Source organism: Nocardia sp. NPDC005825, assembly GCF_040630175.1.
GTDB lineage: Bacteria > Actinomycetota > Actinomycetes > Mycobacteriales > Mycobacteriaceae > Nocardia.
This window is the reverse complement of record NZ_JBEXXC010000001.1, coordinates 168,947-186,704: the sequence shown is the minus strand read 5'-3', so window position 1 is coordinate 186,704 and position 17,758 is coordinate 168,947. Positions and strand designations below refer to the sequence as shown.

Sequence of the window (17,758 nt, the reverse complement as noted above, 5' to 3'; positions counted from 1 at the left end):
TGCCCCGCGGACCGGTCGTCCCTCGTATCGCCGCGGACCGAGCTTCGGTGACTCCTGGCTACGCCGTGGTGGCGCGCGATTCCGTCACTCCGAGTGGGTGTCGAGCCGGCAGACGAAGGCCCGTTCCAGCAAGTCGTAGAGACGACCCTGGTCTTCACTGCTGAGTCTGTTCAAGCATTCTCGGGTGGTGCCCATCTTTGCCCGAATGGCGTCGGCGACCTGTTCGCCCTCGGCCGTGATCACCAGGTTCGTGACGCGCCGGTCGGAGCCGCTGGCCTCTCGGCGCACGAGGCCCCGCTTCTCCAGTCGGTCGATAATCCCGGTCACGTTGGAGGCGTCGCAGGCCATCGTTTCGGCCAGTGCGCGCATGGCGCTGGGTCCGCGGCGCAGCACCATCAGGGCCTTGCCCTGACTCGCGGTGAGGTTCTCACTCGCCGCCGCGACGGTGAAGTCCCCGTAGTAGACGCCGAGTGACACCGAGAGCAACTCCATGAGCTGAGCGGTGTCGACGCGGGTCGTTTCGGGCATGGGAACAAGTTTATCCGCAGAAACTTGACTATCTCAAATATTCACCACTAGCGTTTGTCCGAAATTGTTTGAAGTTCTCAACTATCAAGGTTCACAAGTAGGGGAGCGCCCAGTGACCGTCACCACCTCCGATGCCGCCCGCACGGCCCACCTTCTGTCCCGGCCCGTCACGCTGAACGGGCTTACCGTCCCGAACCGCATCGTGATGGCGCCGATGACGCGCATGTTCTCCCCGGGCGGCGTACCCGGCGAGGACGTGCGCGGCTACTACGCCCGCCGCGCTGCCGCCGGCGTCGGGTTGATCGTCACCGAGGGCACCTATGTCGGCCACGATTCGGCCGGACAGAGTGATCGGGTGCCGCGCTTCCACGGTGAGGAGCAGTTGGCAGGGTGGGCGAAGGTGGCCGCGGACGTGCACGCGGCCGGCGGCACGATCGTGCCGCAGCTGTGGCACATCGGCATGGTTCGCAACCACGGCGACGAGCCGTACGCCGATGCCCCCGCCGTCGGCCCGTCGGGCATTCGCGTCGACGGCACCGAAGGCGCCGGCAAGGCGATGACGCAGCGCGACCTCGACGATGTCATCGGCGCCTTCGCCGATGCCGCCGCGGCCGCCGAGCGCATCGGCTTCGACGGCGTCGAGGTGCACGGCGCCCACGGCTATCTCCTCGACCAGTTCCTGTGGGAGCGGACGAACCGCCGAACCGACACCTACGGTGGCGATTCCGTGGCCCGCACGAAGTTCGCGGCCGAGATCGTGGCGGCGATCCGGGCGGTCGTCTCACCCGGTTTCCCGGTGATCTTCCGCTACTCGCAGTGGAAGCAGGAGGCCTACGACGCGCGGCTCGTCGAGACCCCGCAGGACCTGGAAGCGATCCTCGCGCCCCTCGCCGCGGCCGGCGTCGACGCCTTCCACGCCTCCACCCGCCGCTACTGGCTACCGGAGTTCGAGGGCTCCGACCTGAACCTGGCCGGCTGGACGAAGAAGCTCACCGGCAAACCCACCATCACCGTCGGATCGGTCGGCCTCGACGGCGACTTCCTGCGTGCCTTCACCGGCGCGGGCGCCGAACTCGGCAGCCTCGACAACCTCCTCGACCGGCTGGAACGGGACGAATTCGATCTGGTCGCCGTCGGCCGGGCCCTCCTCCAGGACCCGGAGTGGGCGTCCAAGGTCCTCGCAGGCCGGATCGACGAACTGAAGCCGTACGACGCGGCGGCACTGAGGACGCTCAGCTAGAGCGCATCTCACGCACCGCCGAGCGACATGGACGCCACCGTGTGCACCGAGCGACCGTCTGGCGCGGCCTGCCCCGCCAGACGGTCGCCGATCCAACGCCGAACGGCAGGACTCGCCTGACCGCGAGACTGACGTGCTCGCCCAATTGATCTCGCGCATAGGTGATCTGCGCCCCGGATGCGCACCACTGCGCCACCGCCTGGTCGACCCGTGCGATGTCGATGATCTCGTCGTGCACGGCGTTATGGAGAACAGCGGCGCGGTCGGTGCCACAACCTCCGGGCCGCCACGACAGGCGTTGCGAACAAGCATGTCGCAGTCACCGACTCACCTGATCGACAAGTCCGTAGCCCCCATGACGCCGTCGCCGGCCTCCACACCGAAGACGTCACGATGTCCACGCGCGGTGTCCATGTATTCACGAACTCTGTGGATGAGGCCGTCCCGCAACTCGAAGATGAAGCAATAGTCATTGCGGTACGCGTTCCCGTTCGCCAACGTGGCGCTCATCGTTTCCTCCACGATCACCCGATCTCCGTCGACGTAGAAGCCGCGGAATTCCACAGCAACGTCACCAACGAACAACCGCGAGAACTCGTGTGCGAGAAAGTGCGTGATGGCCTGCCTGCCGATCATGTGGCTCGGACCGTCGAGCGCGACCGCGGTCGCGTTGCCAGCTGGAGCGAGCCATTCGGCGTCGGCGGTGAAGAACGCCGCGATCCGCTCCGCGTCGTGACTGGCGAACGCCCGCCATGCTTCCTGGACGATGGCCCTGCTGTCGGTGGTCATGGCTCGACGATACAAATATCCACACCCGCGATACTGGCGGGAAACGGACGAGATCATCCGAACGGATCAGCCCGCTGCCGGTTCGGGCGGCCCGAGCAGGTCCCACCGGTTTCCCGCGACGTCGAGGAAGACCGCGACCTGCCCGTACGGTTCTGTGCGTGGCGCGGTTACGAACTCCACGCCGGCATCGATCAATCGGCGGTACTCCCAGGAGAAATCTTCGACCCGGAGAAAGAATCCGACCCGCCCGGCGACCTGCTCTCCGATTGCGCGGCGTTGCCTGTCCCCGTCCGCTTGTGCGAGAAGGATGCCGGTGGTCGCGGCGGGTGGACGAACAACGACCCACCGTTTGGGCCGTCCGTCGTTGGTGAGGGATGGCGAATCCTCGACCAGATCGAAACCGAGTGTCTCGACGAAGAACTCGATGGCCGAGTCGTATTCCTCGACAATGATCGCGATCAACTCCAGATGCACTCAGTGAGCCTAGGGTGCACCAGCCCCGCATGTCCGTGCGCCACCAGATCCGGCATCGTGACCAAGCCAGACTCCGGCATTGCCCGATGCAGCCCGACGCCTCCCCGGTAGGGCGAACGGGTGTCGCCGACAGCTTGCAGGATCAGCGCAGGTCTGGCGTTCCCACACACCTCTATACCCCGGTGTCCGATACGCGCGACTACCTGTCCTGATACGTGGTTTCAACCAGAAGCGGAGGCCCTTAACGTTGACGGTACGGCACCGTACCGACGCGCGAAGGTCGCGAAAAGTGTTGTGGTGCCGAATATTTCACGTCCGGCGAAAGGGTTTTCATGTCCGCGGCAATCGACGTTCCCCACCGGGAACAGGTCTCCGCAAGGCGGCCGGGGCTGGTGCTGTCCCTGGTCTGTATCGCGGTGTTCATGCTGATGCTCGACTCCACGGTGGTAACGGCGGCGCTGGCCGATATCCGCGCCGACTTCGGCTCCTCGCTCGACGGGCTGCAGTGGGCCATCGACGCGTACGCGATCCCGCTGGCGGGCACGCTGCTGACCTTCGCCACCCTGGGTGATCGGTTCGGGCGCAAGCGGGTATTCGTCATAGGGATGGCGATCTTCACGACCAGCTCGCTGGCACTGTCGTTGTCCGGCAGTGTCCTCGAATTGAATCTCCTGCGCGCGGTGCAGGGAGTCGGGGCGGCCATGCTGTTCGCGACCGCCTTGCCGCTACTGGCTGTCGCCTTTCCCGAGGCCGGTCCGCGCGCCAAGGCGATCGGCGTGTACGGCGCGGTCATGGCGGCGGCCGGCGTCGCGGGGCCGGTGCTCGGCGGTGCGCTGGTGACGGAGTTCGGCTGGCGGTCCATCTTCACGGTCAATGTGCCGATCGGGGTGGCGGTCGCGGCAATCGCGGTGTCCCGCATGCCCGAAGCGGCCCGGGCCGCAGGACGACAGATCGACTGGATCGGTTCGATGCTGCTGATCGGCGCGCTGACCGCCGGGGTGTTTGCGCTGACCCGGGGCGATGCCCTGGGCTGGAGCTCGGTCACCGTGGTGGCTCTCGCCGGAATCTCGATCGCCGGGCTGGTCATGTTCGCCTGGTGGGAGATTCGGGCGCCGCATCCACTGCTGAATCTGTCCATGGTGCGCATGCCCGGCTTCGCCGGGACCGCGATCGTCTCGGTCGCCTACATGGGAACGCTGATGGCGGCGTCGAACTACCTGGCGGTGTTCATGATCGGGGTATTCGGGCTCAGCCCGTTGCAGATGGGTTTACGGCTGCTGCCGATCAGCCTGGCAGCGCTCGTTGCCGCCCCGACGACGGCCGCACTCGCCAAACGCGTTCCGATCGGTGTCTCGCTGCCGGTCACGATGGGCGTGGTGACACTGGGCATGTGGTTGCTGCGCGGAGTCGAAATCACCAGCAGCTGGACACATTTCATACCGGGCATGATCCTCGGCGGGCTCGGGCTCGGTGCGATCACCGCGGTCGCACAGGCGGCATCGCTGACCTTCGCCCCCGCTGAGGAAGCCGGAATGACCAGTGCCACTTTTGCCACCCTGCGTCAGGTCGGCATGGCGATGGGGGTGGCCGGGCTGGGCGCGCTGTTCAGCAGCACCGCGCGCGATACGGCGCAGGCAGGTTTGGACACCCTGCCGGGCTCGCAATCCATCGGCGCGTCCCAGGGGTTCCTCGATGCCGCCGCGGCCGGGGCCGGGCAGCAGCTGTCCGAGGCGGTGCCCCACGAGTTCGCGCCGCTGGCACCGACTCTCGCCGACATCGCGAGCCGGTCCGCGGTCGATGGGCTCGACGCCGCCTTGACCCTGGGCACCGTGATCGGGGGTGCGGCCACTCTGCTGGCCGCGGCCGCCTTCGTGCTCGATACCCGGCGGGTGCTCAGGGTGTGAGCCCTGGGTCGGCGTCACTGCGGCCGAAGTACCCGGCCGGGGTGACGCCGACCTCGCGTTTGAACGCAGCGATGAACGCGCTGGCCGTGCCGTAGCCGACCGCCCGCCCCGCGCTCGCCACTGTCGCACCGGCCGCCAGCAGGGGCAGCGCGGCATTGAGTCGTTCGAAGGTGCGCCAGCTCTCGAAACTCACACCGGTCTCGGCGCGAAATCGCCGCGACAGGGTGCGCGCCGAGACACCCGCCCAGCGCCCCCAATGCTCGAGCGCCTTGTCCTGGGCGGGATCACGCCGGATCTCCAACGCCACGCGCAGCGCCGAAGGGTCTCTCGGCAGCGTGGTCGGGATCTTGGTGACCGTCATCGGCCGCAGCACATCCCACAGCACTGTCAATGCGTGGGCACGCGGAAGTTCTTCCGACGCATCGAGTTCCGACAGATAGCCGAGCAGCGGCCCGACCAGGCCGGTGGCATCGACGACGGTCGGCGTGGACCAGCCGATCGGACAGGAGTCGGGATCGAAATACAGCGAGAGCATCCGACCGGCCGGACTCGGCGTCACCGCATGCGCCACACCACCGGGCACCCACAGCCCGCGCGTTCGCTGCACGATCCACCGGCTGTCCTCGGTATCCACGGTCAATACGCCGTCGGGCACCCACGACAGTTGATGCTGGGGATGGACATGCGACGCCAAACTCGTCCGAGCATCCAAAGCGACAACGATGCTGGGGTAGTCCGCGGCATCGAGACTCACCTGCTCATCGCCTCCCACACCGCCACCTTAAGCACCGAACACGAAGCCTCATGCGGCCGGGGCGTCTCATTCAACCTGGCGAATTCCGGAGCGGAGGCCGACCACCGGTTGTCGCCCGACTCACCTTCGGCGGGCACATCATCGAAACCGGCAGCGACTCCTACCGACTCGCCCACACCCGCGCCACCAAGGGCTGACCCCACCCGGCACGACACCCAACCGCTCGGCCGGCACATCGGCCGAGCGGTGCTCATTTCACGACCAGAATCCGCGCCCAAACCGCCACAGCGATGCCGAAATCCACGACCAAACGACACCAGAACTCACGACCATAGCCATGTATGTATCGCACCGCCCGCTAGTGTTGATCATGAGCACGCCGCGAACATACCGTTCGGGCTGGATGCGAGATTGGAAGTTCGAGATGGGGTTCCTCCGCCGGTTCGGACACAGGCCCACGCCGGTGGTAGTTACCGAATGGGCCGCAGACGATTCGGCGTTGAAGACGGCGCTCGACGAGATCGAGACGACCGGGAGCTGGATGCCCGCGGCGAAGCTGCTCGCGGCGACCGGGCGTGACTGGGATCGGCGTTCCTACCGGGTGGAGGCACTGGCGGAGTCGGCGGCACCGGATATGACGTGGCTGGCCGGATGGTGTGCCGAACGACCGGACGATCCCGATGCACATGTGCTGCGGGCGAAAGCGGAAGTATTGTGCGCCTGGAACGCTCGGGGGAGCGCCTACGCGAGTCAGACCTCGGACGAGGCGATGGCCGCCTTCGCCACGATCTTGCGCCGTGCGCAGCAGTGGTGTTTGCGGGCGATCGAGTTGAACCCCGATGATCCGACTCCATGGGTCGCGAGGCTGTGGTTGGTGATCGGTGGGCAGGAATCCCCGGACTCGTTCCGGTCGTATTGGAAGGAAACCTGCGCACGCGATCCCTACAACCGGGCCGGATATATTGCCGCCCTGCAGTTCTCGTCCGAGAAATGGTACGGCTCGCACGAGCAGATGTACGAGTTCGCTGAGACCGCCGCATCGGAAGCACCGAAGGGTTCTCCGTTGGTGGTCGTGCCGCTCCAAGCACACTGCGAATACATGCTGCGTGACCACGGGGATCATCGGGTGGCCGTCGATCCGCCTCACCCACTCTGGACGACGCCGCGCGCACAAGCGGACATCGATCGGGCGATGGCCGTCCTGATGGGGCCACAGCCGCCGATGCACTCCCTCATGCTCCACGACATGAGCGTGCTGGGATACGCGCTCGCCCACGCCGGTCGATGGTCGGAGCTCGCCGCGGTCTTCGATCGCACCAGTCACCACATGTTCCAGTACCCCTGGTACTACCAGAACGGGGGCGCGTCCGAGGCCGTCGCCGCTGCGCACCGAAAGGCCATGAATCACCGCAGGTGAACCGTTCGATGATGCCGGCCAACCCGAGATCCTCTGCTTCGGCGTCAGGCAAACGGGCTCGGCTCGATGTACCGCGCAAGCTTCTCCCACGAGTTCGGTGGCCGCTTCGTGAAGTTCTGAGACTGCGGGCCGACAAGTGCCTCGATAAGTTGCGTGGGCGTCCATGTCCACCGCCACGGCACCGCTTCTCCTCGCCAGCACCCGACGCGTAGCCAGCCTCGAAACCCCCAACGCTCCAAGCCAGATGGCCAAGCTCACGCTGCACCGCGCCATCATCTCCGCCGCCGCGTGGTCCCCGCCAGATTACTGAGAAACCCGCCAGCGTCCCGCCACATACGTGAGAGATCCGCCAGATCGGCTGAGAAATCACAGCTACGGCAGAACTGGTACGCGCGTACATGCGAGCACAGTTTTCGAGCAGTTTCGTTGATGTTTAGTAGCGTTGGCTGCAACCAAACGTAAACGAAATAGATTTAAGGGTTTTCAGGGGAATCGGGGAGACTGACCTCCGATAAGGTTCACTTATCGGAGGTCAGACGCGGATCGATTGGTTTGGGGCAGTTCGGGTTTCGTTTCGTGTTGTTCCGTTGGAAATGACGAAACCAACGCTACGATTTGCGACGTGGCGAGTACTTGCAACTACCCGGGGTGTACAAAACCGATCACGCGCGGCGGAGGGCCGGGGCGGCCGTCGGAATACTGTGAGCACCCCGAGCACACGCGGTGGCGGGCTTGGCGGGAGCGGCAACGGCAGCAGGCCGGGGAGGGGGAAGGGTCGGTCGTCAATGTCACTGTGACGCAACAGGGGCCGGTGACCGTGGCGCGGCTACGCGCGGACGAGCTGCTCGGACAGTTTCGGGCGATCGCCGAACAGCTGGGTACGACGTTGAATACGGCGGTGGCGGAGCTGTCCACCCTGGCTGATCCGGCGGTGGCGGAGGCGCAGGTCCAGGCCGTGCAGGCGGATGCGGCGCGGCGGATCGCCGAGGCGGAGATGGCGACCGTGGCGGCCGAGCAGGCGCGGCGGGAGAGCGAAGAGGCCAGGGCTGCGGCGGAATCGGCGGCCGAGGATGCGGCGCTCGCCGCCGAGGAAGCCGAGGGGCGGATCGCGGAGGCCCTGGCGGCGCGCGATGACGCGCTGCAAGAGGTCGCGCGGGTGACCAAGCAGGCTGCCGATGATGTGTTCGCGGCGCGGGCCGAGGCGGAGGCCGAGATCCGTACCATCCGGCGGGAATCCAGCGAGGATGTCGAGCGGGCCCGGCAGCAGGCGAGCGAGGACATCGAGTTGGCGCGGACCAAGGCGGCGGCCGAGATCGAGCAGGTGCGGCGGGATTCGGCGCAGCGGATCACCGCGGCGGGCGCGGAGCGGGATCTGGCCGTGCAGCGCGCCGCCGACGCCGAGCGCACCATCGAACGCGCGGAAGCCGCAGTGGCGGAACGCAGTCAGGTGGTCGCCGAGACGCGGGCGGTACTGGAACAGACGCGCACCGACCTGGACCGCACCAGGACCGAACTCACCGATGTTCGCCGGCAAGCCGCCGCCGACATCGGCACCGTCCGCGCGGAAGCCAAAGCCGCACTGGACCAGGCGCATCAGGAGTCCGCGGCCCGCATCGCGGCGCTCGACGACGCGCGCGCTCAGACCCTGGCGCGCGCCGCCCGCGCCGAGCAGCAACTCGACGCTCTCCTCGCAACCCGAACCGAACAGCCCGAGCCCTCCAAGTAACCCCTTACACCATGCAGCCCCGTTGCGGGGGACAGAGAAATTGAGGGCACCCGCTCCGATGGTAATCCGGAGAATCGCCTCCTAAGGTCGGAGCGGGGGCCTTCGCCCCCGAGTTGTCTTGTCGCGCAGCGGATGTGTCGGGGCTGGGGCTGTGGTGAATTCGGGAGGAAGCATGTCCGCGATTGCGGATCGGTGTGGCCGGGTGCGTGCGGGGAAGGGTGCCGGAGCGGCGGCGGTGTTGGTGTTGGCGGCCGTGATGGCGCTGGCGTCGGGGTGTTCCTCGGACGATTCGAAGACTTCGTCGTCGTCGACGACGACCAAACAGTCCACCAGTGCGACCGCCACCAGTGTGGTACCGACGAGTTCCGGTGCGCCGGTGGCAAGTCCGGGTGGCGGGAGCCCGGGCGGTGGCAATCCCGGCGGTGGTAACCCGGTAGCGAACTCACCGCAGCAGCCGCAGAACGTGGCACCCGGTGACGCGCCGCCGCCCGAGCCCGCTCCGGCGCCCGCCGGTGTCGACCACTACGTGAAGTGCACCGACAAGATCAATTACGCCGGTGACCCGCGCAGCAACGCCGAAATCAATCTGCTCGGTGAGCAACATGGTGGCGACTGCCCGGTTCCGATGACGGCCACCGCAACCGCGACGACAACCCCACCGGCCACGACCACGACCGATCCAGCACCGACCGTCACCTCCACCACGGTTGCTCCGACCACTACGGCAGCGGAGACGGCGTCTCCGCAAACCACTACGGCCGCAGCGACTCCCGCTGCCGATCCGGCCACCACGCCGGCCGCCGCGACCGTCCAGAAATAGCTCGGGCCCACCCCCTTGTGACACCTGGTGCCGTTTGCGAATATGACGCAAGATTTCCTGGTGGATAGCGGTATCGTCGGTGGGGAAAGAGGGGTGTGACACTTGAACATCAACGCCATGCGAGCACGGCAGTCCCGGCCGAGCGTGGCACGCGTATACAGCTACGTCCTCGGCGGGCGCGACAATTACGGTGTCGACAAAGATCTCGGTGACTACTTCATCGAAGACCTACCCGGGTCGGAAAAGTTGGCCATCACCAATCGCGACGCTGTGCTGCGCGCCGCGAAGGCCATGGCGGACGCGGGAATCCGGCAGATCATCGATATGGGCTGCGGGCTCCCGGCGGCCGTGAACGTGCACGAGGTGGTGCGGCAGGTCTACCCGGAGGCCCACGTCGTGTACGTCGACGACGACCCGTTCGTGGTGGCCCACGGCCGGGCCCTCCTCGCCGTCGACGAGGGAATCACGGTGCTGGAAGCCGATATTCGCGATCCCGCGGGCATCGAGAACAATGCCGAGGTGCAGCGGCTCATCGACTTCGACGAGCCGGTCGGCCTGCTCTTCGCCATGACGCTGAGTTTCGTCAATGACGAAGAGAATCCGACCTCGGTGGTCCAGTACTGGGCGGATCGGATCGCTTCCAGCAGCCGGATCTACCTCTCGCACTTCCGGACCGGAACCTCGCGCGAGGCGATGGCGACCGCGAGCAAGATCCTGGAAGCCTTCGGCCGCGGACGCTTCCGCACCGACGACGAGATCCGGGCCTGCTTCGGCACGCTCGCGCTGGACGAGGACGGTCTGCGCCCGTGCGTCCAATGGCGTGGGGAGGATACCGACGGGCACCAGCCCGAACTGACGGTCTGGGAACAGCTGGTGGTCGGCGGCATGGCCTGCAAGCCCTGATCGCCGCACCCGACGAGGCACCGGTAGCGACCAGCTGCCGGTGCCTCGTCGTTTCTGCTCGAGGCCACCGATCAGTCGGTCCGCCCGACTCCGTAGCGGCCCGGTCGGTATCCGATCTGTTCGAGGTCGACGGGTCCGGCGTCGTCCCGGCGGAAGTGATCGACCCAGGATCGATCGAGCCGGTGCGGTCGCGCGGACTGGACCTTCATGTACGAGTTGATGATCGGCGGCGCGATGCGCTGCGCGGCGGCGGGCGGGTCCGGCAGCCGGTGGGTCGCGCGGAGCTGATCGTCGAGGACCAGCAGCAACGCGCTGTCGGCCAGCCGGCGCAGCGGACCCGGGAACCAGCGTTGCCGCCAGTCGTCGAAGAGCTGATCGACGAGCGCGCGGCCACCCTCGGTGTAGGCGTAGTGGGCGTTCTCGTAATCGAGGGTCCAGGCCAGCAGTTCGGTGCGCGTGGCGGGCACCTCGAGCCCCATGCGCTCGCCGACGCCGCGCCAGAAATGGAACCGTGCCAACCGGTCTGCGTCGTTGAAGACCGACAGACCGAGATGCTCCAGGATCCGATCCGCTTCGAACGCGAGCGAGGCCAGGGTGTACAGCTTGTCCTGATCGCTGATCCCGAACCGGCTGTGGATCGCCTCCATCCGATCGATGGCCGCGCGTCCGCTCACACTGCTGTGGCCGTGCCTGAGCATTTCGCCGAAGAACACCAGGGTGTCGTCATTGCGGCGGCGTACGTCGTGCATCATGTCGCCGGTTCCGCGCCGGTACACGACCCGGGAGATGGACGGGATCGCGACCTGCCGGGCGAAGGCGACGGTGTAGGCGGCGTGCACGAAAAGGGCGTCGCCGTACCGGACCTCGATGCTGAGCCGGGTCGCTTCCTCGTTCTCGCGCACCGGGTCGAGACCCGCCAACCGACGGGTGAGCGCGCGCCCGGAGATCAGCTCTCCCTTACCGCGGGGCGATGTGTAGTTCATGACGACCTCCGAGATCGATATCGATGAGGGCTTCGCCGGTGAGCGACGCGGTGAACTCCGCCTCCCGCGCCCCGGCCACGCGGTAGGTACGGCCAGGTTCCAGACGGGCGACCCGTACCGTGGTGCGGCACAGGCCGTTGCCCGGCCGCAAGACCAGGTCGAGGGCGTGACCGTCGGTGACCGCGCGGGCCACCTGCACCTCCGGATAGGCGGCATCGGCCAGCACCGGCCCGGTTCGCCACTGCGGCGGAGCACCGAAGGCGATCTGGTCGCGGAGCCCGGCGGCTCGGTTGAACCGGAACTGGAGGGCGTACAGATTGCCCAGTCCGGACAGTCCCGCGTAGTAGCGAACGCCATTGGCGTGCACCGGATCACCGAGCTCCTCGATCCCCGTCAGTGCTGTCCGCGCGACCTCCTCGTCGCCCATCTCCCGGGCGGCCGACGCGATCATGACCTGCCCGTAGGCGCCGCCGAGCCGATAGTTGCCCGGATCGACGCGCGAGCTCGCCCGCAGCGGAAACCCGACCCGGTCGCCGTCGGTCCGGATCTCCTGGTCCCGCACCAGCCACCAGGCCCGCTGCGCGTATTCCGGCAGCCCGGCGTGGAGCCACAGAGCGGTGGTGAGCTGGATCGCCGGCCCCGCCCAGAAGTTCCAGGATCCACCCAGCCGGGAGCTGCGGACTCCGATGATCCGGCCGTCGGGTCGCAGGAACTCCGATTCGTAGCCGCGGTGCAGGCGGTCGATGACATCGGCGGTCAAGGCGGTGCCGTACAGACGGTCATGGGTGAGCAGGGTGTTGAGCCCGAAGGTGTTGCACACCGTGTAGATCCAGTTCGGTTCGCACGGATACAGGGTGTAGTCCCCGGCGATCATGTTGCGGTGCACCGATTCCGCGATGGTGCCGAAGCTGTTCGGGTAGACGCGGCGATCGTTCCAGCGGAAGGTGAGTGCGCCGGGGGAGGAGAACCGGTCGTCGTTCAGGTTCTCGTACATACCGACCATCTGGCCGAGGTAGCCGGTGAGCATGATGTTCTCCCGGTCGGCCGGGTCCGGATTCCAGCACAGATTCCCCCAGAGGTTCTCCACCGCCCAGTAGCCCCAGACCCGCCGGTCCAGCATCTTCTCGATGGCATTGCGCTGTGCCTCGGCGAGGTAGCCGGTGAAGGCGGGCGTTCGCGTGTACTGGGCCGTCGCCAGCGCGTAGCTCAGCTCGTTGAGCTGGTAGCGCAGGGCCGCCTCGCGGAACTGGTCGATTCTGGTGAAGCCGTCGAAACGGTCGAGCGGTTGCAGCGCGAGGTCGAGGGCGTAGCGCAGCGCGGCGAGGTCTTCCGCCGAATGCTCGGCCACCGGCGGCGCGGCGGGTGCGCCGGTGATAGTGAACGTGTGGGAGGCCAAGCGCGCGTTCACCTCTCGGCCACGTCGCCGCTGGGATGAACGCCGCACCAGGAATATGGAGAACGCGGCCGATACCACCACGAAGGGCGCCACCAGGATCAGCGCTGCCGCCCACGACCACACCGCGTGACCACTCGTCGCCGCGCCGAGCAGCGCGGTCGTGAACCAGAGCAGCGGCGGCAGCACCACCGGCCCGAAGGCCCACCATGCCACCATCGCCGCCAGCAGGCCGAGCCAGGTGAACACCATGAGCAGCGGATGGCCGCTGTAGAGCAAGCCACCGCCCGGCACCACCAGCCCGAGGGCGAGGGCTGTGACCGCGTGCGAGAGATCGGCGACCACTGCCGCGGCGGCGGCCAGCCACACCACGGCCCAGCAGGCCATGGCGCGCAGCATCTTTCGCCGAGTCGTCGCCCCGATTCGGCCGAGCCCGTCAGGTAGGGGCGCCCGGACCTGCCGGGTCCGGGCGCTCGGCGGGTACAGCGCGCCGCTCGTCATGCGGGACCGCCCGGAGTGCGGGACGGTGCGTTGCGCCGGGCGGGCGGTGGCGCCGAGGTCGACGGTGTCCCGCCGCCGCGGGTCAGCAACCGCCATCCGAATCCGGCGAGTGCGATCAGATAAGCCACGGCAATACAGCAACCCATGCCTGACACACTGTCAGCGTGTCTGACACTGTGTCAATAGTGGGTAGACTGTGCGAGGAAACCCAGGATTCGGAGGTGCAAGTCGATGACACAGGCAGCCGCGCGCAACGTCGCCGGGGACCGTCGCCCGCCCAGCCGGGGCGATCAGCAGCGCGCCCTGATCATCGACGCGGTCACCGACCTGTTGCGCACGGTCTCGATCACGGACATGTCGGTACTGCGGATCGCCAAGCACGCCGGCGTCTCCCGCCCCGCGTTCTACTTCTATTTCGAGTCCAAGTACTCGGTGGTCGCCGCGGCCCTCGAAGAGGTGTGGACCGAAATCGACCAGGAGACCAGCGAATTGGCTTCCTACGACAATGCGGAACCCCCGGCGGAGTTCTCCATCCGCATGATCGACAACGCGGTCGCGGTCTGGCGCCGCCACGCCCACCTGCTCGATGCCTGCGCCCAGTCCAGGGCCACCGACGACCAATTGCGCACGATGTGGGACGCGTTCGTCGGGAACCTGGAGAACAAGCTCGCGACCTTCATCCAGTCCCAGATCGACGCGGACCGCATGCGCCCGGCCACCGCCGACGTGCCCGCCCTGGTCAGCGTGCTGGTCGCCATGACGATCGCGGTGGTGCGCGAGGAGACCGCGGGCGGTGACCCTGCGGCCGCCGATCGCAGGATGGCGGCCACCCGCCAGGTATGGCTGACGTCCGCGTGGGGCGCGGAGATTCGATGAAGGGCCGTCAGCGGGGCGTACGCCACATCGGCCACAGCGGCGGGCCGCCCCGGGCGGCGTCCAGGGTGCCGGTGACCTCGAAACCGAACCGCTCGTAGTACGGCACGTTGTCGGGTTTGCTGGATTCCAGGTAGGCGGGCAGCCCGTCCGCGTCGCACCGATCCAGCCGCGAATTGAGCAGGGCCCGCCCGAATCCCTGCCCGCGAACGCCGGGCAGGGTTCCGAGGACGGCCAGATACCAGTGCGGTTCGCGGGGGTGCGCCCGCGCCATCGTCTCCGAGACCCGGCCGGCGGTCAGCAGCCGGTGCCGGAAGGCGAAGAGCAGTCCGGGCAGCTGACTTCGGGTCGCGTTGTCCGGGGCGTGCCAGTGTCCGGGCGGCGCCCAGAGTGCCGCGCCCACGATGGAATTGGCGTCGTTGCAGGCCACCTCCACCCCGCCCAGGGGGATGAGGTGGTGGCGGGCCATCGCGGTGAACAGTGCGGCGGCGCGGCGAGCGCGGGTGGCGTCGTCGCGGATGAGCCATGCGGTGATCGGATCGTCGGAGAAGGCGATGCCGAGCACTCGCGCCAATTCCGGAATGTCGGACAGATGGGCCGGACGTACGGTGATCCCCATGGGTTCACGGTAGCGTCTCGGCGACCTCCGTATCGGGCGCTGCCAGCAGCAGGGCGGCGTCGTGATCATGGGTGGGGATCACCGGAACGAGGCGTTGTGCCAGGTGGAGCCGGTGCAGGGTTTTGAAGGTGGCGTCGCGGTCGTGGTCCATGAAGACGCCCGGATAGGTGGCCTTCTGGCGGATTCGATCGATTTGCAGGGTGTGCCAGGCGGCGTCGCCGGCGAGGAGTTTCCAGCCGTGCGTCGTATGGGCGAGAACGCCGATGCTGCCGGGGGTGTGTCCGGCGAGGTCCACCAGGACGACGCTGCCGTCTCCGAAGAGGTCGTGGCTGCGGGTGAAGGTGAGGATCGGGGGACCGTCGAGGTCGTACTCCTGATGGGGACGGTCGACGAGGGAGTCGCGGACGCCGCCCACCGGGGCGACGGGACCCGCCATGACCCAGTCCCGCTCGACGCTGTGCAGGTGGACGGGCAAGCCCGGGAGGTCGAGCAGACCGCACACATGGTCCCAGTGGGCATGGGTGGGCAGCGCGAAGTCCAGTGCGGGCAGGCCCGGTTGGGCTTGCAGGGCCGTGGCGGTCGCAATGGTCTCGGCCGGCGGACGCGCGACGGGTCGAATCACGGCGGGCAGTTGCGCGATGGCGCGATGCTCGGCATCGATGCAGAACCCCGGGTCCACGATGAAGGTCGCTTCGGGGTGCTGGATGACGAAGGAGCTCAGCGCGCTGGTGATGCGGCGTGGGTTGGAGACGCCTTCCACGACCACCTGGGTCGGCACCGGTCGGGGGAAGTTGGTCAGTGCGGTCACGGTGACGGTGCGCTGCGCGCGGGGGAGTCCCGCATCGGTGATCGACCGCAGGAAACGTTGGTCGGCGGGCCTGGGCCGGACCGCACCGTGGAGGGAACCGATTGCGGCGGTGCAGCATTGCAGGAGCGTGGGCTGGCGTACTGGATCGGACATGAACGAACGCTAATACTTAAGGTCGACATGAAGTAAAGGGGAGAATCGTGACCACAGCGCAGGACATGAGAATCGGTGACGCCGCCGCGGCACTCGGTGTGGAGACGCACGTACTGCGGCATTGGGAATCGGTGGGCCTGCTCGCCCCGCCGCGCAGCCCGTCGGGTCACCGCAGCTACAACGAGGACATCCTCGACTACGCCCGCGCGATCCTGACGCTGCAGCGAACCGGTCTCTCGCTGAGCCAGATCCGGCAGCTGGGACTCAGCGAGCACACCGATCGCCGGGCCATCATCGACGACCGTCGCGCCGAGGTGCGTGAGCGCATCGCGTTGCTCGAGGCCACCGACCAGTTCCTCGAGCATCTGCTCGCCTGCCGCCACGCCATCATCAGCGAATGTGACGAGTGCTCGGCGTATGTGGCACAGGCCCACGTGCGACGAGCACCCGACTTCCCGGACCGCGATTAAGGGAGCGGGGAGACCACGACCGGAGCGCCGTGGGCCGGAACGTGCGTGATGTTCCGGATCCGCACGGGCTCGCCGGTCTTGCCCTGCGGCAATGAAAGCCGGTAGCGGGTGAGGATCTCCCGCAGCACCGCCGTTCCCTCCATCAGTGAGAACCCGGCTCCGATGCACCGCCGCACTCCGCCGCCGAATGGCAACCAGGTGTTGGGCGCGACCGATCCGTCGAGGAATCGTTCCGGCCGGAACGTGACGGCGTCCGGGAAGGCTTCGGCGCGTTCGTGCGCCAGGATGATCGAGGTCGCGATGACCGTGCCCCGCGGCAGGTCGTATCCGCCGATGGTCAGGTCGCGGGTGAGCTTGCGGCCCGTGCCCGCGATGACCGTGTGCAGGCGCATCGACTCCTTCAGCACCGCTTCGAGGTACTTCTCGTCCCCGTCGTGGGCAGCGCGGCGGGCCTGGGTCTGGATCTCGGGATTGGCGGCCAGCTCGTGGCAGGTCCAGGACAGCGCGGACGCGGTCGTCTCGTGCCCGGCCAGCAGCAGGGTGATCAGCTGGTCGCGCAGTTCGGCGTCGGTCAGCGGCGCGTCGTCGGGGTGCTCGCCGGATCCGGCGGCCAGCAGCCGCGACAGCACGTCGTCGCGCGCGTCCAGGTTCGGCTGCGCCCGGCGTTCGGCGATCTCGCGGTAGAGCAGCTCGTCGATGGCGGACTGGGTGGCGCGGAACCGTTTCCACATGCCGCGCCGCGCGAGGAACGGGTACTTCCAGCCGAACATGATGATCGGGCTGACGTTCACGACCTCGCGCAATCGCGGCACCAGCGCGGCGCGGCGGGCTTCGTCGGCCATGCCGAACACCACCTGCATGATGACATCGAGTGTCAGATCGTTCATGCGGTCCAGCGTGTGCACGGTCGTGCCCGGAACCCACCGGTCGACATGGGTTTTCGCGATGTCGTCGACCAGCGACCGGTATCCGCGCAGTGAGGAGCCCACGAAGGCGGGCATGAGCAGTCGCCGCGCGCGGGCGTGCTCGTCCTCGTCGGTGATCAGCAGCGAGTGCTCGCCCAGGATCTCGGCCAGCAGCCGATTGCCCTCTCCGGCATGCAGATCCGCGGGGTCTCCGGCGAAGATCTCGCGGATGTGCTCGGGCCGGGTGAACACGACCAGGTTCTCGGCGTACGGCGCGGCCAGATGCAGGGTGAAGGTGTCCCCGTGCCGGCGGGCGGCCGACCGGACCAGCGGTCCGCGCCATTTGGTGTAGATGGCGGTCTGCACGAGGGGCGGCAGGGCCGGTCCGGGTGGAAAGGTGGTGGTCACGTAGCCGGTTCCCTCCAGTCGCGCCGCCTCGCCGCGGCTGAAACGCTTGCGTACCAGCCTAGAACGCGGGCCGCCGCAGCGGAATCGGCG

The 17,758-nt window shown here is 67.6% G+C and carries 18 protein-coding genes; 8 read left to right on the top strand and 10 right to left on the bottom strand.

Going from position 1 to position 17,758, the window contains the following annotated elements; translation table 11 throughout:
- Window positions 1-84: 84 nt before the first annotated feature.
- Complete coding sequence (locus ABZ382_RS00895; RefSeq protein WP_357081975.1) at window positions 85-528, bottom strand: MarR family transcriptional regulator; 444 nt, start codon at window positions 526-528, stop codon at window positions 85-87.
- 112 nt (window positions 529-640) lie between these two features.
- Here ABZ382_RS00895 and ABZ382_RS00890 point away from each other — a divergent pair, with 112 nt between their 5' ends.
- Window positions 641-1,768 carry an NADH:flavin oxidoreductase gene (locus tag ABZ382_RS00890; protein ID WP_357081973.1) on the top strand — a complete coding sequence of 376 codons (1,128 nt, stop codon included), beginning with the start codon at window positions 641-643 and terminating at the stop codon, window positions 1,766-1,768.
- Here the strand turns inward: ABZ382_RS00890 and ABZ382_RS00885 are convergent.
- From ABZ382_RS00885 to ABZ382_RS00875, 3 genes are all read right to left on the bottom strand, one after another.
- Window positions 1,761-1,964 (bottom strand): hypothetical protein, encoded by a 204-nt coding sequence (locus tag ABZ382_RS00885; RefSeq protein WP_357083968.1) that lies wholly within the window; start codon window positions 1,962-1,964, stop codon window positions 1,761-1,763. The genes ABZ382_RS00890 and ABZ382_RS00885 overlap by 8 nt on opposite strands.
- A 131-nt stretch (window positions 1,965-2,095) precedes the next feature.
- Entirely contained in the window at window positions 2,096-2,557 is a 462-nt protein-coding gene (locus tag ABZ382_RS00880; RefSeq protein ID WP_357081971.1) for a nuclear transport factor 2 family protein, read from the bottom strand.
- Between the two features lie 66 nt (window positions 2,558-2,623).
- The gene (locus ABZ382_RS00875; RefSeq protein WP_357081969.1) at window positions 2,624-3,031 is read right to left on the bottom strand and encodes a VOC family protein; all 408 of its coding nucleotides are present in this window, start codon (window positions 3,029-3,031) and stop codon (window positions 2,624-2,626) included.
- A 332-nt stretch (window positions 3,032-3,363) separates the two neighbouring features.
- Between ABZ382_RS00875 and ABZ382_RS00870 the strand changes: the two genes are divergently transcribed.
- A complete protein-coding gene (locus ABZ382_RS00870) occupies window positions 3,364-4,935 on the top strand; it encodes an MFS transporter (protein WP_357081967.1) in 1,572 nt (523 codons plus the stop codon).
- On the opposite strand, the gene ABZ382_RS00865 is transcribed toward ABZ382_RS00870, so the two are convergent.
- Window positions 4,925-5,707, bottom strand: a complete 783-nt coding sequence (locus tag ABZ382_RS00865; RefSeq protein ID WP_357081965.1) for a helix-turn-helix transcriptional regulator — start codon at window positions 5,705-5,707, stop codon at window positions 4,925-4,927. The genes ABZ382_RS00870 and ABZ382_RS00865 overlap by 11 nt on opposite strands.
- A 352-nt stretch (window positions 5,708-6,059) precedes the next feature.
- On the opposite strand from ABZ382_RS00865, the gene ABZ382_RS00860 reads away from it, so the two are divergent.
- The 4 genes from ABZ382_RS00860 to ABZ382_RS00845 all read left to right on the top strand — a co-directional run bounded on the left by ABZ382_RS00860 (window position 6,060) and on the right by ABZ382_RS00845 (window position 10,555).
- A complete protein-coding gene (locus tag ABZ382_RS00860) occupies window positions 6,060-7,106 on the top strand; it encodes a hypothetical protein (protein ID WP_357081963.1) in 1,047 nt (348 codons plus the stop codon).
- Window positions 7,107-7,899: 793 nt separating this feature from the next.
- A complete protein-coding gene (locus tag ABZ382_RS00855) occupies window positions 7,900-8,832 on the top strand; it encodes a hypothetical protein (protein ID WP_357081961.1) in 933 nt (310 codons plus the stop codon).
- Between the two features lie 463 nt (window positions 8,833-9,295).
- Window positions 9,296-9,652, top strand: coding sequence for a hypothetical protein (locus ABZ382_RS00850; RefSeq protein WP_357081959.1), 357 nt, complete (start codon window positions 9,296-9,298; stop codon window positions 9,650-9,652).
- Window positions 9,653-9,769: 117 nt separating this feature from the next.
- Window positions 9,770-10,555 (top strand): SAM-dependent methyltransferase, encoded by a 786-nt coding sequence (locus ABZ382_RS00845; protein WP_357081957.1) that lies wholly within the window; start codon window positions 9,770-9,772, stop codon window positions 10,553-10,555.
- A gap of 71 nt (window positions 10,556-10,626) precedes the next feature.
- Here the strand turns inward: ABZ382_RS00845 and ABZ382_RS00840 are convergent, their stop codons facing one another.
- Together ABZ382_RS00840 and ABZ382_RS00835 are read right to left on the bottom strand one after the other, a co-directional pair.
- Window positions 10,627-11,538 carry an oxygenase MpaB family protein gene (locus ABZ382_RS00840; protein ID WP_357081955.1) on the bottom strand — a complete coding sequence of 304 codons (912 nt, stop codon included), beginning with the start codon at window positions 11,536-11,538 and terminating at the stop codon, window positions 10,627-10,629.
- On the bottom strand, window positions 11,513-13,528 hold the full coding sequence (locus tag ABZ382_RS00835) for a hypothetical protein (RefSeq protein WP_357081953.1): 2,016 nt from the start codon (window positions 13,526-13,528) through the stop codon (window positions 11,513-11,515). Before ABZ382_RS00835 ends, ABZ382_RS00840 begins: the two co-directional genes overlap by 26 nt.
- A 135-nt stretch (window positions 13,529-13,663) precedes the next feature.
- Between ABZ382_RS00835 and ABZ382_RS00830 the strand changes: the two genes are divergently transcribed.
- A complete protein-coding gene (locus ABZ382_RS00830; RefSeq protein ID WP_357081951.1) occupies window positions 13,664-14,308 on the top strand; it encodes a TetR/AcrR family transcriptional regulator in 645 nt (214 codons plus the stop codon).
- Between the two features lie 7 nt (window positions 14,309-14,315).
- Here the strand turns inward: ABZ382_RS00830 and ABZ382_RS00825 are convergent, their stop codons facing one another.
- Window positions 14,316-14,924, bottom strand: coding sequence for a GNAT family N-acetyltransferase (locus ABZ382_RS00825; RefSeq protein WP_357081949.1), 609 nt, complete (start codon window positions 14,922-14,924; stop codon window positions 14,316-14,318).
- 4 nt (window positions 14,925-14,928) lie between these two features.
- On the bottom strand, window positions 14,929-15,885 hold the full coding sequence (locus ABZ382_RS00820; RefSeq protein WP_357081947.1) for an MBL fold metallo-hydrolase: 957 nt from the start codon (window positions 15,883-15,885) through the stop codon (window positions 14,929-14,931).
- A 47-nt stretch (window positions 15,886-15,932) separates the two neighbouring features.
- Here ABZ382_RS00820 and ABZ382_RS00815 point away from each other — a divergent pair, with 47 nt between their 5' ends.
- Window positions 15,933-16,355, top strand: a complete 423-nt coding sequence (locus ABZ382_RS00815; RefSeq protein ID WP_357081945.1) for a MerR family transcriptional regulator — start codon at window positions 15,933-15,935, stop codon at window positions 16,353-16,355.
- Here ABZ382_RS00815 and ABZ382_RS00810 read toward each other — a convergent pair.
- A complete protein-coding gene (locus ABZ382_RS00810) occupies window positions 16,352-17,668 on the bottom strand; it encodes a cytochrome P450 (protein ID WP_357081943.1) in 1,317 nt (438 codons plus the stop codon). The genes ABZ382_RS00815 and ABZ382_RS00810 overlap by 4 nt on opposite strands.
- Window positions 17,669-17,758: the final 90 nt, after the last annotated feature.